We start from the raw sequence: 25,709 nt of genomic DNA, 5'->3' as shown, positions 1-25,709 counted from the left end.
ATTGAAAACGATACTAAGTATAATTTAAAACAAAATCATGTTAAATAAAAAACAAATTCGAAATCTCTTAACCTATTTATTCCTATACCCAAGTTTCCTGTTTGCTTCGGAACCCTTTCATAATATCCAAGGTTTCTATGGGGAAAGGGCCGCAGGACTCGGTGGTGCCTTTACTGCCATTGCCGATGACCCTTCTGGTGCTTATTATAACCCAGCAGGACTTGGATTTACTTATAACGATCGAATTTCCATCTCTGCGAGCAATTTCAAAGACATTAAAAGAAGTTATATCAATATAGACACACCAGGTCAAATCTACAACCAAACTCACCAAGGGTTTGATCCTAACTTCATTGGTTTACTAAAAAACTTTGATCGTTGGAAATTTGCCTTCTCCATTGTAAACACTTATAATTATACCTATAACCGAGTAGACCAAGTCAATTATCCTTTGATTTCGCCCACAATCAATTCAACTAGAAATTACACCAAAGAAAGATATAACCAACTCTTAGTGGGACCAAGTGCTGCCTATCTACTATCCGACAAACTCTCACTTGGTGCCACACTCTATTATGTAAATGATACAAAGGAAGTGTCAAGAACACAATTCCAACAATTCTCTGATCTAAGTTATGTAATGCGTTCCTACGTTGACAACCGTCGTACTTCTGCACTTATGCCAGTGCTTGGAATCCAATACCAACCAGCCCAAAAAGTTTCCCTGGGAATGAGTTACCGCAGAACCTTTGTTACCGGAGGAAATCGTCTTTACAATGAAGTTTACGCAGACTCAACAAGAAGGCCTGGGACATCAGCTATCGATTTTATAGAAGGAACAGGAGATGGTGCTTCTTCCATTGAAGCGGGAGTTTTAACCCAAAAACCAAAACTTACTACATCCATTCCGCAAACTTCTGAGTTACGGTTTGGAATCGCTTTTTTCCCTACTTCCCGGTTTTTAGCATCCTTTGATATGATTCATACAACTGGATATAAAACGAGAAGAAACCAAGATGAATTTAGTTCCTTCGGTAGAAAGATCACTTACACCATAAACGATACAGAAATTAGGGAATTGACAAGGGTATCGACTACCAATTTTGCAGCAGGTATGGAATACTACTTAGCAGACACGTTTTCTGTGTTAGGCGGTATTTATACAAACGAACCTAATACAAAACCAATCTCTTGGACAGAGTCAGCAGTCGATTTGTATTTGCAAAACACATTTGGAAATCAAGTGCAAGCAAATTCTGGTGACACCAGTGTAATTTACAAACTAGCAAGGTCGGGAACAAATCCTAGAAATGAATATTCCCGAAATAAGGGACTCAGTTTAGGATTTTCTTGGGTGACATCAAAATCTTCCATCTCAGTTACCTATATCAGAGAAGTTGGATATGGAAATTCAAGGATTGATCCAAACTCACTGGCACAATCTTTTGAATACAGTGCCCATTCCATTTATCTTATGGTCAGCTCCAGAAATTAATTATATTTTACTTGTCCAATTGCTACCGTCTCCTAATTTTATGGAGATGGCATTGGAACTTACAGACCAAAGACTTATCAATACCATTTTAACACAATCGGTTCAAGCGATTGTCATTTCCGATTTAGAAGGAAACCTAGAATACGTTAACCCAGCCTTCCTTTCTCTCTGGGGTTACGATCACTTGGATGAAGTGATTGGTCAAAACACCCTTAAGTTCACAGATGAAGTTGAAAAAACAAAACTTATTTTATCTGAAATACTTAACCATTCACAATGGACGGGTGAAATTACCGCCAAAAGGAAAGATGGTACCACTTTTGACATAGCGGTTACTGCCTATAGCTCCAAAGATAAACAAGGAAATACAACTCACCTACTTGCCAGTTTTTCAGACCTCAGCAAAACAAAAGAATTAGAACAATATCTAAAAGAACGAGAAATATATTTTTCACAAATCTTAGATTCGATTACCGATTTAGTTTTTTGTAAGGATAAAAATTTCAAAGTTACGTATGCAAATAAAGCTTGTGCTGATTTTTACGGCGTCAGCAAACAAGAGTTAATTGGAATTCAAGATGTCGATTACAACAAAAAAGAATATACCAAAGCATATAATTTTGAAGATCAGAAGGTTTTTGAGACTGGCATCACAAGTTATGTAAGAAGAGAACCTAATATCACTAAAAATAATATCACAAGGATTTTAGAAACCGTAAAAAATCCAATCCGAGATGGACATGGTGCCATCAAAGAAATTGTGGGAGTTTCTAGAGATATTACAGAAACTTTGGTTTTAGAAGATCGACTGCAATTAGTTACAGAACTAACCTCTGATTATATATATACAGCAAACATAACTAACGGCGAAGTTGTAGCGGAATGGAGTTCCAAAGAACTGACAACAACCTCCGGATATTCCATTGAAGAAATAGGTAAATTAGGTGGTTGGTTTAATATCATACTTAAGGAAGACTTAACCTATTTAGCCGAACGAATGACAAAAATTTTAAAGGGAGAAACGGGTGTGGTGGAATACCGTATCCGAACCAAGTCTGGAAAAATCAAATGGTTACGTGACTACACTCGCCCCATTCTAAACGATACAGGAAAAATAAATTCAATCATCGGTGCTGTCAAAGATATCACTTCCGAAAAAGAAACAGAATTAAAATACATATCTAGTAGCCAAAGATACCAAGCGGCTATGAAATCTGCCCTGGAAGCCATTTACTTTTTGGAAACATCAAAAAATAGAGATGGAGAAATCATAGATTTTATTATCTCCGATGTAAATGAAAAAGCTGTAGAACAACTTGGAATGAAAAAAGAGGAATTAATTGGAAAAGGAATTTGCCAACTTTTTCCTATCAATCGTGAAAACGGATTCTTTGAAAAATATAAAAAAGTAGCAGAAACAAATACCCCTTTAGAAGAAGAATTCCAAATTCCTGGAAATTATGTGGCACCCGGTTATTATTATCACCAAGTTTTGCCAACTAACGATGGTATCGTGATCCAGAACCGAGATATTTCGGATAGAAAAAGGATGGAAGAACTTCTCCTTAGAACCAATCGTTTGGCAAAAGTGGGAAGTTTTGACTATGATTTAACAAAAAAACAAATCACTCTTTCCATTGTCGCCACTGAAATCCTAGTTCAGTCCTCCAATCACATTGAAGGAGCTGATTTAAGTTTTTTCGGAACGGAATTATTTCGAACCATTATCAATCAAAAAGAAAGTCACTGTATCAAAACTAAGGACAATTTTGATTTAGAATGCCTTGTCCGTGCGGGATCAGGATATGAATTTTGGATTCGAATCATTGCCACACCAAAATTTTTGGAAAATACATGTATTGGATTTTATGGAGCCATTCAAAACATCCATGATCAAAAACTCATCCAAGACTCACTTCTAGAAAAAGAAACATTACTTTTAACAAAAAATAAAGAATTGGAATCCCTAGTTCAAATTACAAAAAAACAAAACGATAGATTAAAAGAATATACTTATATTACTTCGCATAACCTCAGGGCACCAATTGCTAATTTAATAAGCCTTACTTCGATGTTAAAGGAAACACCTTCCAATATGGTATTATTAGGTCTTATTGAATCTTCATCCTATCAATTGGATCAAATCATTCGTAATTTAAATGAACTATTGAATATTGAGAAAGATTCAAAGGAACTTCCAAAATCAACAATCTTAATCAAAGAAAGTATCGATGCCCAACTTTTACTCTTAAAAAATGGAGCCAATCGTGAAATAGAGTTTACCAATCAATTGCCAGAAGATCTAAAACTTTTAGGTTTTCAAGCCTACTTCGATAGCATCGTGAATAATATTCTAAACAATGCCATTAAGTATTCCAATACAAATCAAGTTTGCAAAATTTTTGTTTCGTATGAAGAAACTGAAGATTCTTTAAAAATTGAAATCACTGACAATGGTCCAGGAATTGATATTAGTCGGCATGGCGACAAAATATTCAAAATGAATTTCCGATTGCGCCAAGACATCGAAGGGAAAGGGATGGGATTATTCCTTGCCAAACACCAAATAGAAGCCATGAAAGGATCGATTGAAGTAAAAAGTGAATTAGGGAAAGGTTGTACTTTTTATTTAACCTTCCCAAAAACTATACTCTGAACTAGGGTTTCGTTAAAAAAAATTCTTTGGCATCTTCATAACCATGTCGCAGTAGTAATTCTGCCTGCTCTTTTTTAAAATTAAGAATACTCACTAGCCCTAACATTCGTTTGGGGGCAATGACTGAAATTTTTGCATTTTTAAACTGGGTTCGTAAACCTAATAAAAAATTCTCAATGGGAGTAAGGCCTTTCATCACAGCCTTTCGATACTCCAAACCTTGTTCTATGCTTCGGTATGAACCGAGAAGATACAATTCAAACAATCGTTCTAAGGCCTCGTCTTTGGTTTCTGGAACATCCATCATTTGAACCCCTCCCACAGGAGAAAGTAAAACTACCACAATTTCTGAAGCTTCATGAGTGAGCGCAGGAAGGATCGGAGTGTTAGCCATCACTCCCCCATCCCAATAAGGTTCTCCATCAATCATCTGCCAAGGAAAAATCATTGGTATGGCTGAGGATGCTAAAATATGTTCAATTCTTAAATTGGGATTTTCAAAAAATTTAAGTTCTGATGTTAAAATATTCACAGCAGATATGATGATTTTTGTTTTAGATTCATTTAACTTTGAAAAATCCAAGTTCTCATGGATAAATTTTTTTAAGGGATCAGTTTCCACTAAAGGATAATATCTTCTTCGAAATAATCCTTTTAACATATTCCAAATGGAATACCTCATAATATGTTTTTGGTTGAGTTTAAGCCATAACTCAGACAATCTATTGGAATCCATTCCCGAACCAATGGCACAAGCATTGATGGCACCAACAGAGGTTCCACAAATGATGTCTGGTTTCCAATGGATTTCTTCTAAATACCGCAAAACACCTGCCTGGTAAGCACCTCTCGCACCTCCCCCTGATAAAACGAGTGCTCTTTTTTTTCCCATACTATTTTCCCACCGTAAAAATATCTCTGCCCGTCACATACCTTTCTTTCCACCATTTTTCGTTTAAGGATTGAATGACTACACCCCGGCTTGTGGAGGCATGAATAAAATTGCCATTGTCTAAAACCATCCCCACATGAGTAATCTTACTCGTGTTTGGTGAAGCAGAGAAAAATACTAAATTACCAATCTGTTGTTTCTCTCTTGAAACAGACTTCCCAATCTGTGATTGGTCTCTGGCAGAACGAGGAATTATTTTTTCATTCATACCAATTTTTGGATCGGTGAGTATTGATTTTGTCAGTCCAGAACAGTCGACACCTCTTCTCGAATACCCACCATATAGGTAAGGAGTGCCGATCCACTGACGACCTATAGGATCAACTAACTTACGTTTATCCTTATCGCTGGCTGTATTTGATAAAGGACTCGTCATTTGTTCTTCTAAAAAAATAAGATTGGGATCGAGTTTGGGACGTTCTTTGGTGACCCATTCCCCTTGTTCATTCCAAATAATTTCTGTTCGTCTTTCTGAGGATTGAAAGGTTTCTTTTGCTAAAGTTTTAGAACTCAATTGAATGGTATCTGCTGCAACAATCTCCCACTGTTTTTCATCAATTGCACTTGGAGATGCCGCATACCAGTCTTTTAGAAACTTTGTTTTTTTTGTATCACTTAAAGTTTCAAATTGTTTGGGAAGTACCAATTCCAAACTTTTGATAGTTGTCATTGAATTTGGTACTTTTTTTTGAGATAAAACAACTAACCGCCCAGCTAAAAGAACTGAGGCACCACTCCATTGTTTGGATTTAGCAACTCGTAAGATTTCTAGAACTGAATCTTCAGAAACTTTCGAAAGATTCATTTCCTTAAAAAATTTCCCTAAGTAAGGAATGTCTTTTTTATTTGGTTTTGCAGTGATAAAATAAGGAATTAATTCTTCTGTGTCTTCCCACTGGAAACCGTAATCTTTTAAGATCACAAATCGTTCTACATCCTCTGCAAACTCCGATGGTGGCATCGATTCAAATGCTGCCCAAACTCGAAGAGATTTTACTATTTCTTTGATGGCTGGATCATTGGCACGATCGCCCAAACGTTTACGTATTTCATTACGGACTAGTAGTGATTCTTGTTTATTATAAACTGATTCTACCAGCAAATCCAAGTTTTGCGAAAATATTGAAGTTACCGAACCAAATAATAAAAAACAAAGAAAAACCAAACGTAAAATAAGATTCTGAATCATATTTGTATGATAACAGATCAAATCTATTGTAAAGTAGGATTTAGAAATTTCTCTTTGTTACGATTGATTTTATTTATAGAAGAAATATATCCGAGTTCAATGAGTCGTTCATAAGATAACCAATCCAATAACCCAAAATTATTAGTAGGAATTTGTAAAAACAATTCAGATATTTTTTCTGTTTGTCGGATTCTTTCCCTGCTGGATGCAAGGATGGAACGAATGATGATGTCGCCAATGGGTGGAAACTTGGGCCTAAGGATTTCATTAAAGTTGATTAGGTTTGTGATTTGAGTGAATGGGTTTGCCATCACACCTGGGTTTGTTTTGTCAAAATAAGAAGACAATTCCCGGTCTTGGTCAGGATAAATATCACCAAACACATCTACGGAGATAACATTCCCTGCCCCTTGTTCTTTTAGGGCAATTCCAGGCACATTGTCAAGAACTCCTCCATCCACATAAACGACTCCTTCCTCCACAAAGGGAGGTACTATACCTGGAATGGATGTGCTTGCTCGAATCGCCTTCCATAAATCCCCTTTGTCAAACACAGTGATTTCTGAATGAGATAAATTAGTGGCAATGGCATAATATGGAATCCATAAATCTTCAATTTGAATGGATCCAAAAAATTGCCGAATGGCTTCTGTGTATTTTTTTCCTGTGGTCAGAGATAACACAGGAACCGTATATTCATTTAACAAGTCTTTAGAGATCCAAAAGGCTTTGGCTTTTTCTTCACTTCCTTTGCTCGTTTCACCCATTGCGAGTAATGCAGCAAAAATGGAACCCGCACTAGTTCCAGAAACCATATCAATGGGAATTTGGTTTTCTTCCAAAGCCCGTAGCACGCCTAAATGAGAAAACCCTTTGGCACCACCTCCGCCAAGAGCAAGGCCCACGGATTTTCCAAGTAACCCTCTCCCCAATCTTTCCCAGGTATCCAACCGGTCAAAATGTACATGATAGTGGCGATGGAACTTTCTCTTTTCTAAATGTTTGATAGTTCCTTGTACCACATCCACTGGGTTTGGTTGGAGAAGCACTAGTATTTGGTTTCTATCTTTGATTTGTTTTTTATCTAATAAAGATTCTAACTGAATGCAGTTTGGATCTGCTGTTGCTTCTTTGATAAATAGAATGGAATCGGACTGTCTAAGGGCTCTTTCTGCCCAAGTGGTAAATTCTTTTTTGTCTTCTAAGAGGTAAAAAACAAAATCATATTCTGCTTCCATTTGAGAGAAAAAACGAATGATCCATGGTTCCCTGTCTTTTTCAGCTAATGATTGTAATTCGCTAGTTCTATCTAAAAATAAAGATTCATCCACAACACAAAAAGATCCATAACGAAGAAAAACAAGGCCAAGATTGTGAATGATTTCATCCAAAACATTTTTAGGAAGTGCAGATAAAATTGAATAAGTGCGGGGAAGCGAAACAAATCCTCTACTTTCTTTTTTGGCATTTGCCAAACGTTCTGCGATGATTTTTGTAATTTGCAAAAGACTTTCGGGGTATTTGAGTAAGATGGACAAAGCCACATCTCGCGGAACCCGAATGAGTTCCGAATCTCGGATTGCTTTTACTGTGGCCGAACGTTTTTCTCCCGTGAATAAACTAAGTTCTCCAATGATATCAAGCCTTTTGAATTCACCTACATCGATAATCGAACCATCAGCTCCCCGTTTTTCGAAACGAAGTTTACCCGCAGCTAAAATATATAAATCGTTTCCTTCCGAATTTTCTTCGAATAATACCTCACCACCCGCTAAAAATTCCCGAACTGTATTGTCCTTCATTTCCCGAAGAACCGTATGTGGTAAATTTTTAAATAGGTCTGCCAAAGTCAGATACTGTGCTAGACTTGGATTTTTTGATAACCGGATTCGTTTCACTCCATAAGTTTTACTAAAGAAAGACAAAAATTCAACCTCCTTTTCTATATAAAACCAGGCAAAGAAGAACCACATGTTTCGGTAGTCCTATTGTTCCCGTGAAGGAAACAAAAGAGTTGTCGCCAGAGAGATGGATTCCTAGAATTTGGAAGCGGAACCAATACGATGATTGCAAGTTTACGTGGAAAATTAATTCAATTAGAAATGGATCACCTGGTCCTTGATGTTGCAGGTGTCGGATACGAAGTCCATATTCCTTTCCCTTTACATTTAGAATGTAAGGATAAAATGAAAGAAGAGATATTTTTACATATCTTTCATTCCATCACAGACAGAGGACAACGTTTGTTTGGATTTTCTACAAGAAAAGACCGTGAACTTTTTCAACTCATCAAATCATTGCACGGTATCGGAGAACTCACTGCCTTAAAAATTTTATCTTTTTTTCAAGCGGATGATTTGTATAAAATCGCAAAAGAAGATGATAGAAAAACTTTGGAAAAAATTCCCAAAGTGAAAGGCAAAACTTCTGAAAAAATACTTTTTGAAATCAAACAAAACTTAAAGAAACTAGAAACTTTTTTAAGTGATGAATCGGAAAAACCTGACCAAGAAGACAGAGAAACGGATTTGGCAACTCTTGCCCTCATCCAGTTAGGATATGATGAAAAAACGGCCACAAAACAAGTATCAGATGCTAAAAAACTCAATCCACTAGCAACTGCTTCTGAAATTGTCAAACAAGTGATTACAGGAAGTCGTTAAATCAAAACATTCGGAGGAGATACCAATTCCCCTCCGATTTCATAAAACTGGGATTAATTAAATACCTTTCTAGTTTCGGATTTTCCTCAAACCGAAATTTCACTTCTACTTCTTCACTAGAACTTACATAAAAATCAACAAATACTTGTTTTGCGGATATAAAAACCTCGCGAACCGTCAAATTCCCCGCACTTCCTTTTTTTTGGTCCAACTTCTCTTGGTCAAAATAATAAACCTGAAAGTATCCATTCGGATCCTTTAGGTCATTTTTTACTTCCTCAATGGTCCAATACCCTTTCGCATCGACATACAAACCTTGGGTCGGATGGATAAGAGAAATAAGATGACTAAACTTCTTTTCACAAAGATCAGAAAGTAAAATTTTTAGTTCGGTTAATATAAAAGTTTGGTCAAATTTAGAAAGACCAGTTCCATACACCTTTCCCATTCTGATAGGTATGAAACAGTTTAGTTCTTTTGTTTCAGAATTTATTGAAGAATTAAGGTTTTTAGATTCCGATAACTTCGGAAGTTTGTTAATTTCCTTTGCAGATTCACTCGTTTGGATTTGGCAATGGTAAAAAACAGGTAAAATTAAAACGAAAAGACAAATTCGCTTGTATTGAAATCGCATTACATTGTTTTGTTGAGAAGGTCCTCAAACAAATCTCCGCTATACATCTCAAGGGCACCGTTACTGGCAGCTATGATTTTTTTACCGGCTTCGGTGACATCAAAATTTCCAATCACATATCCTTTGCTTGCACCTAACTCTTCCATTTGGTTTGTCATTTCACGTAAAAATACATCAGATACTTTTGCATCTTTCCATTTACGTACACGGAATAACGCTCTTTTGTTTACATCTTCTTTGGATGACGCCAGTAAATTTACACCATCGGCTTCTGGATTCGAAATTTCTTTTGTGACTCGAAATCCCAAACTCATTACCATTCGTGTGGCTTGGTTTTTAAAATTGGTTCCAGGAAGGCTAATGAATTTTTCGAATTTATCCAAACCCAACATATCAAGTTTGGAAGTAAGTTTTTTTCCACTGTCGTCCACCATCCCTTTGATATTAAAAGGTTTGGAAGAACGCATTCCGCTTAACTCAAAATAACGAGAGTTCGGAAATAAGTTCACAGATAATAAATTAAGTTCGCGTGTTAGGTCGTATTCATGAGTTAGGGATTCAACAGTTCCAGTCCCTCGTTCCAATCTATATTTTAAATTGGCAAGAGCCACTACATCAGGGTCATCTAACCTTTCCGCTTCTGCTTCAATCAAATATTCGGAAGCATCATCGAGCCTACCCATATAAATGGTAATCATCGCAAAATGGATGCTAGTTTCTATAATTTCACTTGGCCAGGCATTGAGTCTGGCCATTTCCATACAAAGGCGTCCATACTTTAAAGCCTCTGGAAAGTTTTGCATAAGAATGGCTTCTGTCATTAAAAACTGAAAGAGCGTAAACCGAACAAACTCGTCTTCAATCTGCTCGCTGACAGCAACAGCAGTTTTTACAGCATCTTTGTGTTTGTTCTCCCGAGATAAAGAGAGGGCATATAAAAAACCGGAAACAGGTGATTTTTCAAGTTTGTAGGCTTTTTCAAAATACTCTCTTTCCTTTCCCCCACCGGTCACACCGGAGATCACCCCTCGGGCAATGAAGTAAGAGGAAAGGTTGATTTTCTCTTCCGGAATCCGTGAAAAAAAATGTTCTGCAATTTTAAATTCCTTTTGTCCGAGAGCCATAAACCCTAAACGCAGGCAGGCCACTGGGTTGGATCTGTCCGCTTGGATGGTGTCCAAATAATGAAAGAAGGCCTCTTCAAAAAAATCTTTGTTATAATATATATCTGCAATGCGGTTAGAAACCGTTACCGAATCGATTTCTTTTGTATACCGGTTGTTCTTTTTAATGATTTCAAGGTGTTTGGCTTCGTTTAAGGGATCGTTCTCCATAGCATAAATCTTTGCCATGACGTAGTGACCATAGGGGTTTTGGTGGTCTTCTTCGAGTTTTTCCCGAACTAGAGCCCTCGCATCTAAAAAGTTCCCAAGAGTGGCAAGGCTCAAAGCCTTGGCATAACTATCCCGTCTCTGACCGACAATGAAGGTCAAGAGAAACCCGAGCATAATCACTGCTGCTCCCACAAAGATAAAAAATGCCAAATTCGCCTACTTCCTATTTTCCTATTTTAGTTGGTAAAAAAGAGTCTTACGTCAATTCTGTCCTGGAAGTGATACAACTCACCTACATTTCCTTTGCGCTGCGACTTCTCTTCCGGGATCGACTCTACTCGGTGGCCTATGGCCTCGTCGGAGCCCTGGTTTTTACATTCTTTTTACTCGCTATAAGGATCCACTTCCATTTGTATTCTGGGGTGTCCCTTACTAGTATCGTTTCCTTTGACCAATCTCCGCAGATTCTTTTTTATTCTACGAGTTTTGCTTTGATGACCCTCTTTTTCTTCCATTGCCTTCACGGACTGGGTGACATTGGAGTCATGATGGCCATAGGAGGAAACAGATTAGGTTGCATTTGGCTTCATTCTTTGTCCTTATTTTTCCTATTTTTACCCAGTTTCCTACTGGCAATCATGATTAACATTGGATATATAAATTCACCTACTGACTTTGGATTGACCAACGAAATCAAATCCATTTTCACATGTTTGGTTCTTTTTATTGCCCTTGGATTTTTAGTTTCAGTTCCCACAATTGGAATTAGTTCCTATATCGATCCTTACAAATCGATCCGGAGACAGAAATAATGTTACTCCGTGTCCACAACTTAACCAAACGATTCGGCAAAGACGAAGCCGTAAGTTCAGTCAGTTTCGATGTGAACCAAGGTGACTATGTGGCCATCATTGGACCTTCTGGATCGGGTAAAACCACTTTGTTATCGATGTTAACGGGAATGTTATCCCCCACAGAAGGTGACATTCTTTATGACCAAATCAAACTTTCTCAAATTTCCAAACAAAACCTGGCAGAAATTCGAGCACGTGATCTTGGACTTGTTTTTCAGTTCTCTGAACTGGTAGGAAATCTTACCATCAGAGAAAACATTCTTTTACCGGGACTATTCACTCGTAAGTTTTCTAGTGCAGACTATATTCGTAAATGCGATTATTTGATCGAACATTTAAAGTTAGGTGACATTCAGAATTCCATTCCCCGAACCTTGTCTGGGGGACAGATCCAGAAGGCAGCTATTGCCCGTTCCCTCATCAATGATCCGGCGATTCTTTTTGCTGATGAACCCTCAGGAGATTTGGATCCTGAAAACAGTTATCTTGTCCAACTCCTGCTTGCAGAATACAACAAACGAAATCATTCCATCATCCTTGTCACACATGATATGAAGTTAGCATTTGATGCTCAAACGGTTTACGAAATGAAAAATGGAAAGTTTTCGCAGGTCATTAAAGGAGAATGAGTTTGCGAAAAGCCATTGGAGTGGATATCGGCGGGGGAAGCATTCGTGCGAGCCTCTTCGATGAAACAGGAAAGGAACAAAAAACAGAAATTTCTCCCACACCCATTCATTTAGACAATGAAAGTTTTTTAAAAATCTTAAAAGATACCATCCGTCCTCTGGCAAAAGAAGGAATAGGAATTGGTGTAGGTTCGCCCGGTCCCTTAGACAATGAACGAGGGGTTTTGATCGCAAGTGCCAATATGCAAGGTTTAAAAAACCTACCCATAACCGAATCACTCAGAAAAGAATTCTCTCTTCCCGTTTGGTATGAAAACGATGCCAACTGTGCGGCCTTAGGCGAAGCCTACTTCGGGGATTATAAAAATACAGAATCGCAACTCATCCTGACCTTAGGAACCGGTGTGGGTGGTGGATTCGTCAACAGAGGCATTTTGTATTCTGGATATTTGGGAAATGGAATTGAAATAGGTCATACTACCTCTGTCATTGGGGGAGCCCTTTGCGGATGTGGGGTTCAGGGCTGCGTGGAAAGTTATTTTTCTACCAAAGGATTTTTTGGTAGGTATTTAGAAAAATCAGGTAAGTCCCTGGCGAATGCTGAGGAATTTTTTCAATTGGTCAGAAAAGAAGATCCCATCGCCAAAGAAATTTTGCATTTTGGAACCTTGGCCCTCGCCCATGCTGTAAGAAATGCCGTGCATTTACTCAATCCAGAAGCGGTGGTCTTTGTTGGTGGAATTACAAAATCTTACGATCTATTCGGAAAATTACTAGAAACCGAAATCAGATCCTCCATCTTTCCTGTATTAAATGAAAGATTAAAAATTGGTGCGGGAGGAAGTTTGTCTGGAGCCTTAGGTGCCGCATCTCTCGTGTTCTCAAAGGAGAAAGTATAGTATGGAAAATTGTCTTTTTTGTAAAATTGCCAGTGGAGAAATCCAAAGTAAAAAAGAGTACGAATCGGAAAACATATTAATATTTCATGATATTACTCCACAAGCTCCGTTCCATGTTTTAATCATTCCCAAAATGCATATCACAAGTATGAATCAAATTGGAGAATTAGATCCCAAAATACTTACAGAAATATTTCAAACCATTCCCAAAATTGCGGAACAAAATGGAATTTCGGAAAAAGGATATCGATTGGTAAACAATTGTGGAAATTTTGGTGGCCAAACAGTCAACCATATCCACTTTCACTTGCTAGGTGGTCGTCACCTAAAATGGCCACCAGGTTAAAAAGGACAGAATGAGAAAATTAATATTTGGAATCTTAGTTTCAGGCATCGCGGTTTATTTCCTTTCAAAAAACTTTGACCTAACCGAATTTGAACGATTGGAAGGAAAAATCAATTGGTGGATTTTTCCACTGCTCTTTCTTTCCAATTTATGGGCCTTTGTTCCCTTCTCCATTCGTTGGTATTATTTATTAGAGAAAAAAATTAGTTTCTCGCAAGCCTTTACCACAGCCATCATCGGTGTGGGACTCAATATGGTGCTTCCTGCCAGAGGAGGAGATCTTGTTCGACTCATTATGAACAAACGAGATACAGAACTTCCACTCACGCATTTATTTAGCCGAATCTTTTTAGAGAAGGTTATGGATTTGGGTTCTGTTGTGGTGATTGGAGCCGCTGCCCTTTTTTATATGGGACTTGGGCAATCCAAAAACTTAAGTCTTTTACTGATCTCCACGTTAGTCATTTTAGGAATGATTGTGGGCCTAGTTTTAGTTCGTTATTTTTTAGAACCATTACGCCAATTGGCAAAAAAAATATTTGGAATCATCGGCAAACATGGTTTATACGAAGAAAAGTTAGACCATCATTTAGTGGAGTTCTCATCCTTTTTAAAAGGTGACAAATTATTAAAACCCGTCCTCTACTCCATTCCCACTTGGGTTTTGGGTTATGCCATCTCCTATTCCCTTGCGGGTTTACTCATAGACATGCCTCTTAAATTTCCAGAGGCTCTCCTTTTTATGTTCCTGGGGGGAATGGGTGTCGCCATTCCTTCAGCCCCCTCTGGAATTGGAGTTTTCCATGCGGCCATTATTTCTGGATTTATCATCCTTGGACGAGATCCCGGCGAAGGACTTGTATATGCAACAGTGGTCCATCTCACACAGTTTATCATCACAACGAGTTTAGCACTTGTGGCCTATTTTTATTGGAAATGGACCCATGAAAAAAATTCCTTAAAATAAAATTTTTAACCCTCATTTCGTAAACCAACTCTCTCTAAAGAGAGATGGTTTACCGATCCGATTTATTAAAGTTTATCATACAGGGATCTCTTTCCATTCTCCTCGTATCTGGTTGTACAAACTTCTCTATCCCCAAAGACAAAAAAAATTCTTTGGAAGAAAATCCCCTCTATCCTTTTTTAACCATCGGTGTACTCACTTATCTTTCTACTTCTGACTTTGATTCTTATGCCGAAAAAGATATCGATTGGAGCCGGTTTTTAGGAACATGGAAAGAAATCAAACGCATTGATACCAGTTTTCAAAAAGGGCTCAAACAAGTCACAGCAGACTACAGCCTGTTAGAAGATGGTTCGATCCGTGTAACAAACCAAGGGACCACAGAAACGGGTGAAACAAATGTACTCGTTGGCAAGGCACTCCTACCCAATCCCAAGGTGGGAAAACTTAAGGTAAGTTTTTTTTACCCCTTCTTTTTTGGTGATTATTTGATTTTGAAAATTGACCGCAATGGATACCAAACCGCACTGATCGGAGGCCCCGATCCCAATTTCCTTTGGCTTTTTTCTAGGACAGATTCCCTTCCGATAGAAGTGGAAACTTCTTACATTCAATATGCAAAATCGATCGGGTATTTCACCGATCGATTGTTACCTTTTCGATAATTAACTGAGAGCTTTAATCACATCATCCGGTGCTTGTACAAGTTCCACAAGAACCCCTTCACTACAAAGTGGAAACTCTTCATTTCCTTTGGGATGAATAAAACAAACATTATATCCTGCAGCACCTTTACGAATTCCACCAGGAGTAAACCTAACACCTTGTTTGGTGAGATATTCTACACATTCTTCCAATTTATCAATCCACAAACCAATATGATTGAGTTTTGGATCATGTACTTTAGGGCTTTTGTTTGGATCAATGGGTTGCATCAGATCAATCTCTACTTTAAATGGACCATTCCCCATTGACAAAATGTCCTCATCCACATTTTCTTTTTCACTTTTGTAATCTGAAACTTTCGTAAGTCCCATAACATCTACCCAAAACTTGGATAATTTTTCTTTTGACTCACCACCAATGGCAACTTGTTGGATTCCTAATACTTTAAAAGGACGGGACATGACTTACCTCGCTTGTTTTCATTTGCAAAAAATATAATTTCTACCTCACCACTTTCTTTGAATGACCTTGTTTGGAAAATTATTTTTCTACCCTATTTTTCTGAATTCTGGGCAAGTCCCCGATTCATTTCGTAAGAAAACCTTTCATAGCCTTTGACTAAATAAAAAATCTTCCAAGCGGGGGCCGGGCTACTTCGGGGTTCGCGTTCGCTCCCGTCTGCCTAAAAGGCAGACCAATGCCCTCCGTATCCCTCTTGCAAAAATTTCCATGGAACCGAAATCAAATGGAAAGATTTTTTTCGTTTCGAAGCTTCCTTCTTTTTTGAATTTTTTTCATTACCGAATTTCCTTCACAAACGAGAAGCCGATATCATAAATGGAATTTATGGACGAAAATCAAAAACTACAATTCATCAAAGCCAATTTTTGGAAAAAGGTGAAAGACACAGGAAAAAAGATTCCCTTTGTAAGGGATGTGATCGCCATGTATTATTGTTTGTTGGATGAAAAAACTTCACTCACAGCCAAAGCATCCATAGCCTTCGCTTTGTTATATTTTATTTCCCCAGTGGATGCCATTCCCGATATCATTTTGGCTTTAGGTTATACGGACGATGCAGGAGTGATTGCAAGTACCCTTTTACTCATCAAATCTCAACTAAAGACCGAACATTATGAGAAGGCAGACCAAGCTCTTTCGGAAGATAAAGAAAAATAAATTCTATTGTACTAGTCCCCTTTTCTTCTCACCAAAGAAAAGAAACAAGGGACTAGTTCTCTAAGTCATTTTCTCTTACCAATCAGATTCTAAACTTTTCTTACAAACTTAGCAAAAGAAATCTTAGAAAAAATATGTTTAAAATCCTCTTTGATTCTGTACAACACCGGAACAAAAATCAAAGTCACACCTGTGGCAAAAAACAATCCCCACCCAAAAGCAAGTGATAACGGTTGGACAAATGGATCCAAAGTCGGAATTCCGTAAGCACTTGGAACAAGACCAATCACTGTACTAATGGTAGTTAAAAAAATGGGACGCAAACGAATGGCTCCACCATTGATGATCGCATCTTCAATCGACATTCCTTGTAACCTAAGTTCTTCGATGAAGGTAATGAGAATAAGAGTGTTGGCAACAATCGATCCACTGAGTGCGACAATGGCTAAAGTACTCATAAAACTAAGTGGCATTCCATGTGTCATAAGAGCAAAAAGAACTCCCACAATTCCAAAAGGAATGGAACCGATGATCACTGTCGTTGTTCCTATGGAATTAAAATACACGATAAAAATTCCAAAAATTACAGCCACTGCAAGTAACATGGAAATTCCTAAATCACGAAATGACTTACCCGCATCTTCTTGTTCCCCACCAAAAATCACCGAATAAGATTTCGCAGTATATTTATCTATATTCACAAGATTCTTTAGTTGTCGGTTCACAAAAAGTGAAGTCGTTTTATCTGTATCAACAGAAGCTTCCAAACGAACGACACGTTGTAAATCTTGCCTGTTGATCATCGAATAATCGCGATCCTTTTCAAAATACGCCACTTGGTTTAAAGGAATCAACCTTCTGTTTCTGTTTTCCACTTTTACTAAATTCAAACTAGAAACAGACTGTCTTTCTTTTTCAGGGAACCTCACTAAAATATTAATTTTATCTTCCCCTTTACTAATCGTGGAGGCAACTTCACCGTTAAAGGCAGTGCGAACCGATCTTGCAATATCTCTTGCACTTACATCGGTTCTACCAGCAATTTCATCTTTAACAAAGAATCGGTATTCTTCTTTTCCAAGTTCCAGGTCGATCCGAATGTCAGAAACGCCTTCCATTTTTTTAAGTTCTTTGGTATAAAGATCTGCAATCTCCTGAATGACACCAAACTCAGCACCGCGAATCTCCAAACTCACAGGTTTTCCAACGGGTGGTCCTTTGATTTTGGCATTCACATCATAAATCATGTCTTTAGGGAAGTTTCCCGATACTTTGTTTTCTTCAATATAATCGCGAATTTTTTTTACAAGAGCCCTTGCATCTTCCCATTCTTTCCTATCTGCAGCAGTGACTAGTTTCATTGTTAGGTGAGATCTATGAACCTCTTGTCCAGGTTTTGGATCTGTAATCGGATTTTCATGAATTCCAATTCGACTACGAAGATGCACAAAATCTTTACCTGCCATTGTAGTAATCACAGGTTCCATTTTTTCAATGATATCAAGGTTTTTCTGAAGTGTGGTTCCGATTGGCATCCAAATTTTAACTTCGATATCTTCTTCGCTACCAGACGGAAACATCACAAAAGGTAAAAATCTTCCCGCAAGGAACAAAGTGAAGAAAAAGATAAAAGTAAAAATAGCGAGAACAAAAACTCTATGTTTTAGAGCAAAACCCATAGTTCGTTTGTAAGCAGAAATGACATATCCAAATGCCCCTTCCTTCTCTTCGATTGATTCGTTCTTTTTGATGGCTCCTTGAAATGATTTCGGCAAAAATAAATTCAGCCAATTTGGTAAAAACACTAGAGCAAAAAGTAGAGAACTAGCAAGCGTTACAAGAACAACGGCTGGAATTCCTAAAATAAACTTTCCGATCACCCCACTCATAAACAAAAGTGGGAAAAAAGCAGCAGAAATGACTAAAAACGATACTAAAAGAGGCACGAGTACGTCTTTAAATGTTTGTAAGATGGCCTCTCGCCTTTCCTTTCCTTCCTGCATGAGCCGGTATGTGTTTTCAGCTACAACAATGGAATTGTCTACCATCATACCTAAAACCATTACCATTCCAAAAATCGTAATCGTATTGATCGTAAAACCAAACTGCTTCAAAAAGATAAATGCTATGAGAAAAATAAATATGATCGCAACGCTAATCATTAAACTTAATCTCATTCCTAATATAAAAATCAGTGATAAAAGTACGAGAACAAGACCTGTCTCAAAATTTAAAATTAAGTCTCCAAGTTGGCGACGAACGTCCTTACTTTTGTCATCATAGATTTGAATATCTACATCTGGGAAGTTTCCCTGCATCGAAGTTACTAAAGTTTTCACTGTATCGGCAGTGGTAATGATATCCGCTTGGTCTGTTTTCCAAACCCTCAAAATAATACTGTGTTTTCCATTTAGTTTTTCATAAGTTTTTTCTTCTTCAAAACCATCTACGACTTTAGCAATATCTTTTAAAACGGTAGCAAAACCAAATTCATTTCCAAGAATCGGAACAGATAACATATCTTTCGCTTCTTCAAAATCCCCTCGGGTACGCAAAAGATATTCGGTTCCATTCACTTTAAGTCTTCCAGAAGGAATGTTTATATTCCGTGAACCCAAGGCATTCAGAACCGTATTCAAACCAACTTCTTTTGCGTTTAAAACTTTTGGATCTACTTCTACAAGGAACTCACGGTTCCGATATCCAATTTTTTCAATTTCGGCGATTTCTTTTACCTGGAAAAATCTATCCTCAAAAGCCTTGGCTGTATCACGTAACACGCGGTAATCGGCGATTGAATCTTTGGAGTTATCTTTTAAAGTAAGTGAAAGGCTGATAACTTCCTGTTTTTCAGTGGTAATTTCTCGCACCTTAGGTTTTTGTGCGTTATCGGGAAGCCGCACAGAATCTACGGCGTCTTTCACATCATCCAAAACTTTTTTTGTGTTTTTTGTCCCTTCTACAATGAAGATCATAATCACACTAACATTTTCTAAGTTATAACTTCTGATTTTATCAATCTTTGCGACAGCACGTAATTTCTTTTCAATGGGAATCGCAACCAATCGTTCAATCTCTTCAGGAGTGGCTCCCGGTAATGGTGCTTCGATGACAATTTTATCTAGAGCCACATTCGGGAATGCTTCCCTATGCATTGAAAGTAAACGGGAAAGTCCAATCAAAACGAGTAGGACTAAAATGAACTGAACGATAAGAGTTTTATCGGTAATGAATTTTGCAATGTTCTGCATTCGCTACTTCCCAAAAAGTGTATCTAAAAACAAAAATGTTGACTAACTAGTCAGTTTTTAATGGAACATTGGAAAAACAACAGATTTTGTTTTTTGGAACGGAATTTCTGAACATTAAGGGTCAAAACAAAGGAAAACACGGTGTCCTAAAGTGTCCACAAAGCAAGTTGTGTCATTTCTTTGTCGTAATTTAGCAAATCGACAAAACTGATTTTAGTCGTTGTTTCATAAACTGAACAAAGGAAACTTCTGTCCTGGTGTTTTTGTTTTATCTTCCATTTTTCGAAAAAAAAGGTTATTAAAGTTCATAACCATTTTAAGAGGGTTTGTTTTAGTGTTTCTTTATGAACGGGTTTACTGACGTAATCATCCATTCCCAATTGAAAACATTTTTCTTTTTCCCCGGCAATGATCCCTGCGGTCACCGCAATGATTGGTATATTTTTACCATTTGGGAGTTTTCTAATTTCTTTGGTTGCATCATATCCATTCATCACGGGCATCTGGATGTCCATAAGGATGAGCGATGGAGATTCTTCTAAAAAAACTTGAATGGCTTCTTCGCCGTTTTGCGCCTCTAAAATTTTCACCTCAGGAAAAATTCTTTTGATAAAATTTCGCATAAGTCCCAAATTCACGGGATTATCTTCCACCACTAAGATTTTTGAATTTCCATCCATTTCGTTCGAATGATTTCCACTTAGTTGCAAATCATTTTTTTGTGATTCTGTTGGTTTTAGTTGCGGATCAAATTCAGGAATTCGTAAAATTATATCGAAATAGAACTCACTACCCTGATTTAATTCACTTTTTAAGTGCAAATCAGACTTCATCAGCGCAAGTAATTGTTTACAAATTGCTAACCCAAGACCAGTACCACCAAACCGACGTGTGGTGGAGAAATCTTCTTGAGTAAAAGAATCAAAAATCTTTTCCTGGCTTTCTTTCGCGATTCCGATTCCTGTGTCCCGAATAGAGATTCTAAGTTTTACAGATTTAGTATCTGAATTTTCTAGATTTGTTACTTTACATTCAACAAAACCTGTTTCTGTAAACTTGATGGCGTTCCCGAGTAAGTTTAAAAGAATCTGCCTTAATCGATTCGCATCAAACATGAGAAGTGGCGGAATATTTTCATCAATATGAAAATGAATATCAAGTCCCTTAATGAGGGCTTGGATATTCATAATTTTGATTGCCTCTAAAACTAATTTTTTCAAATTATAGGGTTCTTCTGCTAGTTTTAACTTACCTGCTTCTGCTTTGGAAAAATCCAAAACATCGTTAACAATATTTAATAAGGCATGCGCCGATTGTTTTACAATTTGTGCATATTCATTATAAGAAGAATCTTCCAATGTCTCTGCAAGTAAATCGGAGTAACCAATGATTCCGTTGAGAGGTGTTCGAATTTCATGACTCATATTTGCCAAAAATTCTGATTTGGCACTATATGCTTTTTCTGCAAATTCTTTAGCAGCTTTTAACTCTAGTTTGGTTTCATACGCTTCGGTAATATCTCGCGTAAACATTAATATCCCACCAACTCCACCACCAAGTTTACTCCAAGGACGAATTTCCCATTGGATCACCTGGTCTTTATCCCAACCAGGTGGCCTCCATACATCCTCATCTCTTTTTAAAACTTCTCCACGTAAACCTCTAGAGTGGATCTCTTTCCATTCCTGACTAATATTTGGAAAAATTTCATAATGACTTTTTCCAATGATTTCTTCTTTAGAAAGGGGGATTTTATAATCTTCAATCCACCTTTGACTGAGTGCAACATAACGCATCTCTAGGTCTAACATGGCTACGGCGGCAGGTGCATGTTCCACAAAAGACCACAAAATCGATGTTTGGGCAGCTAATGTCATTTCCCATTTTTTACGTTCATTGATATCTTGGATGATCCCGTAAATTTTTACAATTTTTCCGGCTTCATACTCGGCACGCCCAATGGTTCGTATCCAAGTTTGGTTCCCTTTTGCAGTGACCATTTCCAATTCTAAATCGTATTCTTTTCCTTCCGCAAGAAGTAAGGAAACTGCATCTGATATCTTTTGTTTACTTTCTTCTGACTGAAAAAACTGAAGACCTTCACCCACACTCGGAATATAATTTTCATCTACCTCATGAATTTGTTTTGTTACGTTTGTCCAATTTGCCTTATTCGTCCTTAAGTCTAAATCCCAACCTCCAATTTTTGCAAGACCTGCAACTTGGTCGAGTAACCTAGAAATATTTTGTAACTCCATCTCTGCTTGTAAGGATTCAGAAATATCTAATATTTGGGAGAGGTAATAAACAGGATTTCCTAAATAATCGCGAATGATCGATTTATTCAACACTGCCCAAATCAATCGGTTGTCTTTTGTAATGTAACGTTTTTTAATCTGAAAATTCTGAATCAAACCACGACTTAGTTTTTCTAAATAAGAAAGTTCTAAATCTAAATCCTCTGGATGCGTTATATCAGAAATTGATTTTGTTTTTAATTCTTTGTCCGTATATCCAAGCCATTGGCAAAAAGTTGAATTTACCTCAATCACTTCTCCATGCGGATTTTCAATTTCCATACCAATACTGGAATTACGAAAAGAAGAGGAGAACAAATCCCTTGAAAACTCAGTTGATTGAATGATATGCGGATCTTGACTTATTGAACCATCGATCGTTGTGTCCAAAGCAAGAAGAATAAACTTTTTCCCAGCTTCCATAAATTCTTTGGAATGAAAACGATAGGGAAAACCTGCACTATTACTTGGATCAAAACAAATTCGACCAATGAGAGATTGTTTATTTGTGAAAGCAGTATCTAATAAAACACCTGAATGAGTCAGAATACATTCTACAGGAAAAGACTGTTCGCGGGGAAGTCCCATAGACTTGGAGGCCACAGGACTTGGATACACCACTCCAATGGATGTATCCCATACCAAAAACCCATGTAAACCATATTCTAAAACAAGTTCACATAACTCCTGTTTGCCTGAAATTAATGTAATTGGATTCATTGTTACTTTTTTGCGATAGTAACTTTACCTGGTAAACTGCACGGAAAATAGTCCTCGTAAATTTCCTACCTTGTACCCACGTGCAAGATCACCAGGATATTCTTTTTGTAAAACATCTAAGGTCTCTTTTTTGATGTCTACATTTGGCTCCCCGTGACACTGTAGACACAAACCAACAGTAGGAATCGGAACATAAACGGTGACCGTATGATCCGCTGTTACCGTTTTTACTGGATACTCACCTTCCTTTGTGGGGTTTCCACTGATCTCTAAAAATATTTTTTTTTCTTCGTCTGTAACAAGATTCATAGGGTTCCTTGGTTTATCAGAGATTCGACGAAGAAGAACCCCTTTTTTCGAACCTAAGTTACTGGTAAAAGCCATAACATTTTGTTTGCAAAATGGGATGGCCTGTTTGGTGCCACCCTCGGCAAGCGCATTCGTTAATTTTTGGACCAAATTGGTTTTGGCTTCTTTGGTGATATCCATTGCCATTGCCTCATAGTCTGGCTTTCGACAACCGAAGTTTGCCAAAAGGATAAAAACCGTTACCACAGATCCCAACGTTTTTTTCGAATTTCTATTCATCCCAACCTCTCAAATAAAATCTTAATCCTTTTTTTCTCTTCTGCAAGTTTAAATACAAAGCCCCAGCTGTTTCAAAAACTCTTTGAAAAGACAGGAAGTATTAAAAAAATCAACACAATTCGAGAATAGAGCCGTTTGACAACACAAACCAATCTTTAAATCTTGACTTTAAGTTCCCTCTATGAAACGAACAAAAATTGCAATCATTGGTGCTGGTGGTCTTACCGGGAAAGAACTTACGAAACTTCTTGCTCATCATCCCGGTTTTGAGTTGGTGCATGTCACATCCAATCAAGTGAACGGGAAACACATTCGAGAAGTTTTTCCTGACCTAAGCCATTTACCTGATTTAGAATTTCATAAACATGATACACCGGTTCCTAAGGATGTTGGAATTGTCCTTGCCACTCCCAATGAAGTATCCCTTGAAAAAGCACCTGAGTTTTTAAACGAAGGAAGAAAGGTAATCGACCTCTCTGGAACCTTCCGACTCCACAATCAAAACAAATTCGAAAAAGCCTATCAGTTTACTCATACACAGTTCTCTTTGATGGACCAAGTGGTTTTCGGGTTACCAGAACTCTTTAGAGAAAAACTAAAAAATGCGAACTTTGTTTCGAATCCTGGTTGTTATGCGACCTCTGCTATTTTACCCATTGCCCTACTTGGAAATCTTAGAAAAGAAATCCAAGGACCTGTCATTGTGGATGCAAAATCGGGTGTCAGCGGTGCTGGAGGAAGGACTGAGGAAATCAAATATGCATATACCAATGTATATGAAAATTTCCGTGCTTATAAAATTTTAACCCACCAACATGAACCAGAAATGGAAGAATATGGATTTGTGGGAACCGAAGAAAAAGAAATTCTTTTTACACCACATTTACTTCCAATCTACAGAGGAATCCTTGCAACCATTTACATTTCCTTTCCCAAGGGAATTAGCGCAGAACAAGTCCAAGAGAAATTGGAAACTGCAAATGAGAAAGAACCCTTTATTAGGTTATACAAAACTCCGGAAGAAGTTGAAATCAGAAAGGTACAAAATACTAACTTTTTTGATTTAGGATATCGCATCAAAGGGAACACACTGGTCATTACCTCAGCACTCGACAATTTAGTGAAAGGGGCAGCAGGCCAAGCACTACAAAACCTCAATTTGATGTATGGATATCCAGAAACAGAGGGACTTGTTACCCTTTATTAAAAACCAAACACTTGTTACTGGAGCCTTTGAAGGAGAAATTAATCTCCTTAAGGCTTCAAATCAGTTTCCTTATTTAGAGGTAATGGGAATTGGAAATTTAGAAGCGGCAGTCCAACTTTCAGAATATATTTCTAAAAACAGAAACATCAGACACATTGTTTTTTTTGGATCTTGTGGTGCTTACGAATGGAGTGGAATCAGAATCGGATCCTTTATTTCACCAAACAGAGTATATTCGAAAGAAATTTCCCATGCCCTAAAATTATCCAAACAAATCCCTGAATCTCCCGAATTTTACGAGATGACACCAGACAAATCGCTACAAATCACAACATGTAATGCTCCCACAACCATCACCCTAATCGATTTAAAAAATCCTCCAGAAGAATCGTGGAAAAATCTAGAAATTGAAAATTTGGAACTTTTTGGAATTTCTAAAGTTGCCAGTAAATTTTCCGTGACCGTAACAGCCTATTTAGCCGTGACCAATCTTGTGGGGCCAAATGGATCCAATGATTGGGTCAAAAACTGGAAAAGTCTCTCCCACTCATTACAAAATAAAATTCTATCCCTTACCTAAAACCTCACTGACACTTTCATTTGCTAACACTCGTTTGATCCAATTTTCAACGGGAAGTGGAAGTTTAGTTTCCATCATATCTATATTTTTGATAAAAGGAGCATAAAGAATCTCTAAAAACCCAAATTGGTTTTCGTGAAGATACTCATTTGTTTCCAAAATCCCTTCTAAAATATCCAAATGCCTTCCGATTCGTTTGGAAGAATCTTTCATCCGATTTGTATCCCATTTTTCAGGTGAAACAAATTTTTTAGAAAAATAAATAACACTACCAGGAAAACAAAACTCTGACTCACAACGGTTGATGGCTTGGTTGAGAAGTGCTCTTGACCGCAAATCTTCCGAAAAAAAAGGATTCGTAAATGAATGTTTCTCTTCCAGGTAACGGATAATAGCTGAAGATTCTGCAAGTAAAAAATCATCATCTTTCAATACGGGAACTTTCCCATAAGGATTAATTTGTAAAAATGGTCTTTTCCTATTTTCTAATTTGTCTAAAGCAATCGTTATCGTTTCATAAGGAAGATTTCTATATCGCAAATAGATATGTACACGCATACTATAAGTGGAACGGGGATGAGCATATAACTGATACATTCAAAT

Annotated in this window: 22 protein-coding genes; 12 read left to right on the top strand and 10 right to left on the bottom strand. The window is 37.5% G+C overall.

All coding sequences use genetic code 11. The annotated features are described in order from the left end of the window. The first annotated feature begins 37 nt into the window (after nt 1-37). Nucleotides 38-1,495 carry an OmpP1/FadL family transporter gene (locus EHR07_RS05185; protein WP_135744096.1) on the top strand — a complete coding sequence of 486 codons (1,458 nt, stop codon included), beginning with the start codon at nt 38-40 and terminating at the stop codon, nt 1,493-1,495. Beyond that, nucleotides 1,404-4,151 carry a PAS domain-containing sensor histidine kinase gene (locus tag EHR07_RS05180; protein WP_238777755.1) on the top strand — a complete coding sequence of 916 codons (2,748 nt, stop codon included), beginning with the start codon at nt 1,404-1,406 and terminating at the stop codon, nt 4,149-4,151. The genes EHR07_RS05185 and EHR07_RS05180 overlap by 92 nt, the downstream gene beginning before the upstream one ends. A gap of 1 nt (nt 4,152) precedes the next feature. On the opposite strand, the gene EHR07_RS05175 is transcribed toward EHR07_RS05180, so the two are convergent. Genes EHR07_RS05175 through EHR07_RS05165 form a run of 3 tightly spaced genes read right to left on the bottom strand, consistent with a single transcriptional unit; the run spans nt 4,153 to nt 8,190 of the window. Further along, complete coding sequence (locus EHR07_RS05175) at nt 4,153-5,043, bottom strand: patatin-like phospholipase family protein (protein ID WP_135744095.1); 891 nt, start codon at nt 5,041-5,043, stop codon at nt 4,153-4,155. A 1-nt stretch (nt 5,044) separates the two neighbouring features. Beyond that, nucleotides 5,045-6,292, bottom strand: coding sequence for a C40 family peptidase (locus EHR07_RS05170; RefSeq protein ID WP_135744094.1), 1,248 nt, complete (start codon nt 6,290-6,292; stop codon nt 5,045-5,047). Between the two features lie 23 nt (nt 6,293-6,315). Then, nucleotides 6,316-8,190, bottom strand: coding sequence for a patatin-like phospholipase family protein (locus tag EHR07_RS05165; protein WP_167483356.1), 1,875 nt, complete (start codon nt 8,188-8,190; stop codon nt 6,316-6,318). Between the two features lie 165 nt (nt 8,191-8,355). Between EHR07_RS05165 and ruvA the strand changes: the two genes are divergently transcribed. Next, a complete protein-coding gene (ruvA, locus tag EHR07_RS05160) occupies nt 8,356-8,955 on the top strand; it encodes a Holliday junction branch migration protein RuvA (protein ID WP_135744093.1) in 600 nt (199 codons plus the stop codon). A 1-nt stretch (nt 8,956) separates the two neighbouring features. Here ruvA and EHR07_RS05155 read toward each other — a convergent pair whose 3' ends face one another. Next, nucleotides 8,957-9,589 carry a hypothetical protein gene (locus tag EHR07_RS05155; RefSeq protein WP_135744092.1) on the bottom strand — a complete coding sequence of 211 codons (633 nt, stop codon included), beginning with the start codon at nt 9,587-9,589 and terminating at the stop codon, nt 8,957-8,959. Then, entirely contained in the window at nt 9,589-11,133 is a 1,545-nt protein-coding gene (locus EHR07_RS05150) for a tetratricopeptide repeat protein (RefSeq protein WP_135744091.1), read from the bottom strand. Before EHR07_RS05150 ends, EHR07_RS05155 begins: the two co-directional genes overlap by 1 nt. Between EHR07_RS05150 and EHR07_RS05145 the strand changes: the two genes are divergently transcribed. From EHR07_RS05145 to EHR07_RS05120, 6 genes are read left to right on the top strand one after another with little or no spacing between them, the layout of a single operon-like run. Beyond that, entirely contained in the window at nt 11,127-11,735 is a 609-nt protein-coding gene (locus EHR07_RS05145) for an ABC transporter permease (RefSeq protein ID WP_135744090.1), read from the top strand. The two genes, EHR07_RS05150 and EHR07_RS05145, sit on opposite strands and share 7 nt — an antisense overlap. Further along, nucleotides 11,735-12,406 carry an ABC transporter ATP-binding protein gene (locus tag EHR07_RS05140; RefSeq protein WP_135744089.1) on the top strand — a complete coding sequence of 224 codons (672 nt, stop codon included), beginning with the start codon at nt 11,735-11,737 and terminating at the stop codon, nt 12,404-12,406. Before EHR07_RS05145 ends, EHR07_RS05140 begins: the two co-directional genes overlap by 1 nt. A 2-nt stretch (nt 12,407-12,408) precedes the next feature. Then, nucleotides 12,409-13,305: an ROK family protein gene (locus EHR07_RS05135; RefSeq protein ID WP_135744392.1), complete on the top strand. Its 897-nt coding sequence runs from the start codon at nt 12,409-12,411 to the stop codon at nt 13,303-13,305. Nucleotide 13,306: 1 nt separating this feature from the next. Continuing rightward, nucleotides 13,307-13,651, top strand: a complete 345-nt coding sequence (locus EHR07_RS05130) for a histidine triad nucleotide-binding protein (protein WP_135744088.1) — start codon at nt 13,307-13,309, stop codon at nt 13,649-13,651. A gap of 10 nt (nt 13,652-13,661) precedes the next feature. After that, nucleotides 13,662-14,618, top strand: coding sequence for a lysylphosphatidylglycerol synthase transmembrane domain-containing protein (locus EHR07_RS05125; RefSeq protein ID WP_135744087.1), 957 nt, complete (start codon nt 13,662-13,664; stop codon nt 14,616-14,618). A 44-nt stretch (nt 14,619-14,662) separates the two neighbouring features. Further along, on the top strand, nt 14,663-15,283 hold the full coding sequence (locus tag EHR07_RS05120; RefSeq protein WP_135744086.1) for a lipocalin family protein: 621 nt from the start codon (nt 14,663-14,665) through the stop codon (nt 15,281-15,283). On the opposite strand, the gene EHR07_RS05115 is transcribed toward EHR07_RS05120, so the two are convergent. Further along, nucleotides 15,284-15,745, bottom strand: a complete 462-nt coding sequence (locus EHR07_RS05115; protein ID WP_135744085.1) for a VOC family protein — start codon at nt 15,743-15,745, stop codon at nt 15,284-15,286. Between the two features lie 385 nt (nt 15,746-16,130). Between EHR07_RS05115 and EHR07_RS05110 the strand changes: the two genes are divergently transcribed. Continuing rightward, nucleotides 16,131-16,463 carry a YkvA family protein gene (locus tag EHR07_RS05110; RefSeq protein WP_135744084.1) on the top strand — a complete coding sequence of 111 codons (333 nt, stop codon included), beginning with the start codon at nt 16,131-16,133 and terminating at the stop codon, nt 16,461-16,463. An 89-nt stretch (nt 16,464-16,552) separates the two neighbouring features. Here the strand turns inward: EHR07_RS05110 and EHR07_RS05105 are convergent, their stop codons facing one another. From EHR07_RS05105 to EHR07_RS05095, 3 genes are all read right to left on the bottom strand, one after another. Then, nucleotides 16,553-19,714 (bottom strand): efflux RND transporter permease subunit, encoded by a 3,162-nt coding sequence (locus EHR07_RS05105; protein WP_135744083.1) that lies wholly within the window; start codon nt 19,712-19,714, stop codon nt 16,553-16,555. A 305-nt stretch (nt 19,715-20,019) separates the two neighbouring features. Continuing rightward, on the bottom strand, nt 20,020-22,731 hold the full coding sequence (locus EHR07_RS05100) for a PAS domain S-box protein (RefSeq protein ID WP_135744082.1): 2,712 nt from the start codon (nt 22,729-22,731) through the stop codon (nt 20,020-20,022). 24 nt (nt 22,732-22,755) lie between these two features. Next, complete coding sequence (locus tag EHR07_RS05095) at nt 22,756-23,319, bottom strand: Tll0287-like domain-containing protein (protein WP_135744081.1); 564 nt, start codon at nt 23,317-23,319, stop codon at nt 22,756-22,758. Nucleotides 23,320-23,500: 181 nt separating this feature from the next. Between EHR07_RS05095 and argC the strand changes: the two genes are divergently transcribed. Continuing rightward, nucleotides 23,501-24,526 carry an N-acetyl-gamma-glutamyl-phosphate reductase gene (gene argC, locus EHR07_RS05090; RefSeq protein WP_135744080.1) on the top strand — a complete coding sequence of 342 codons (1,026 nt, stop codon included), beginning with the start codon at nt 23,501-23,503 and terminating at the stop codon, nt 24,524-24,526. Next, nucleotides 24,510-25,106: a nucleoside phosphorylase-I family protein gene (locus EHR07_RS05085; protein WP_135744079.1), complete on the top strand. Its 597-nt coding sequence runs from the start codon at nt 24,510-24,512 to the stop codon at nt 25,104-25,106. Before argC ends, EHR07_RS05085 begins: the two co-directional genes overlap by 17 nt. Here the strand turns inward: EHR07_RS05085 and EHR07_RS05080 are convergent. Further along, nucleotides 25,092-25,703 (bottom strand): glutathione S-transferase family protein, encoded by a 612-nt coding sequence (locus tag EHR07_RS05080; protein ID WP_135744078.1) that lies wholly within the window; start codon nt 25,701-25,703, stop codon nt 25,092-25,094. The genes EHR07_RS05085 and EHR07_RS05080 overlap by 15 nt on opposite strands. Between the last annotated feature and the right edge of the window lie 6 nt (nt 25,704-25,709).

This window comes from Leptospira bandrabouensis (assembly GCF_004770905.1).
GTDB classification, from domain to species: domain Bacteria; phylum Spirochaetota; class Leptospiria; order Leptospirales; family Leptospiraceae; genus Leptospira_A; species Leptospira_A bandrabouensis.
The sequence above is the reverse complement of the archived record's forward strand: the minus strand, read 5'-3'. Positions and strand labels throughout refer to the sequence as shown.

Coding starts and splice junctions, on each gene's coding strand:
- EHR07_RS05185 (WP_135744096.1), top strand. CDS start 38: ATGTTAAATAAAAAACAAATTCGAAATCTCTTAACCTATTTATTCCTA.
- EHR07_RS05180 (WP_238777755.1), top strand. CDS start 1,404: ATGGAAATTCAAGGATTGATCCAAACTCACTGGCACAATCTTTTGAAT.
- EHR07_RS05175 (WP_135744095.1), bottom strand. CDS start 5,043: ATGGGAAAAAAAAGAGCACTCGTTTTATCAGGGGGAGGTGCGAGAGGT.
- EHR07_RS05170 (WP_135744094.1), bottom strand. CDS start 6,292: ATGATTCAGAATCTTATTTTACGTTTGGTTTTTCTTTGTTTTTTATTA.
- ruvA (WP_135744093.1), top strand. CDS start 8,356: ATGATTGCAAGTTTACGTGGAAAATTAATTCAATTAGAAATGGATCAC.
- EHR07_RS05155 (WP_135744092.1), bottom strand. CDS start 9,589: ATGCGATTTCAATACAAGCGAATTTGTCTTTTCGTTTTAATTTTACCT.
- EHR07_RS05145 (WP_135744090.1), top strand. CDS start 11,127: ATGCCAAATTCGCCTACTTCCTATTTTCCTATTTTAGTTGGTAAAAAA.
- EHR07_RS05140 (WP_135744089.1), top strand. CDS start 11,735: ATGTTACTCCGTGTCCACAACTTAACCAAACGATTCGGCAAAGACGAA.
- EHR07_RS05130 (WP_135744088.1), top strand. CDS start 13,307: ATGGAAAATTGTCTTTTTTGTAAAATTGCCAGTGGAGAAATCCAAAGT.
- EHR07_RS05125 (WP_135744087.1), top strand. CDS start 13,662: ATGAGAAAATTAATATTTGGAATCTTAGTTTCAGGCATCGCGGTTTAT.
- EHR07_RS05120 (WP_135744086.1), top strand. CDS start 14,663: ATGGTTTACCGATCCGATTTATTAAAGTTTATCATACAGGGATCTCTT.
- EHR07_RS05115 (WP_135744085.1), bottom strand. CDS start 15,745: ATGTCCCGTCCTTTTAAAGTATTAGGAATCCAACAAGTTGCCATTGGT.
- EHR07_RS05110 (WP_135744084.1), top strand. CDS start 16,131: ATGGACGAAAATCAAAAACTACAATTCATCAAAGCCAATTTTTGGAAA.
- EHR07_RS05105 (WP_135744083.1), bottom strand. CDS start 19,714: ATGCAGAACATTGCAAAATTCATTACCGATAAAACTCTTATCGTTCAG.
- EHR07_RS05100 (WP_135744082.1), bottom strand. CDS start 22,731: ATGAATCCAATTACATTAATTTCAGGCAAACAGGAGTTATGTGAACTT.
- EHR07_RS05095 (WP_135744081.1), bottom strand. CDS start 23,319: ATGAATAGAAATTCGAAAAAAACGTTGGGATCTGTGGTAACGGTTTTT.
- argC (WP_135744080.1), top strand. CDS start 23,501: ATGAAACGAACAAAAATTGCAATCATTGGTGCTGGTGGTCTTACCGGG.
- EHR07_RS05080 (WP_135744078.1), bottom strand. CDS start 25,703: ATGTATCAGTTATATGCTCATCCCCGTTCCACTTATAGTATGCGTGTA.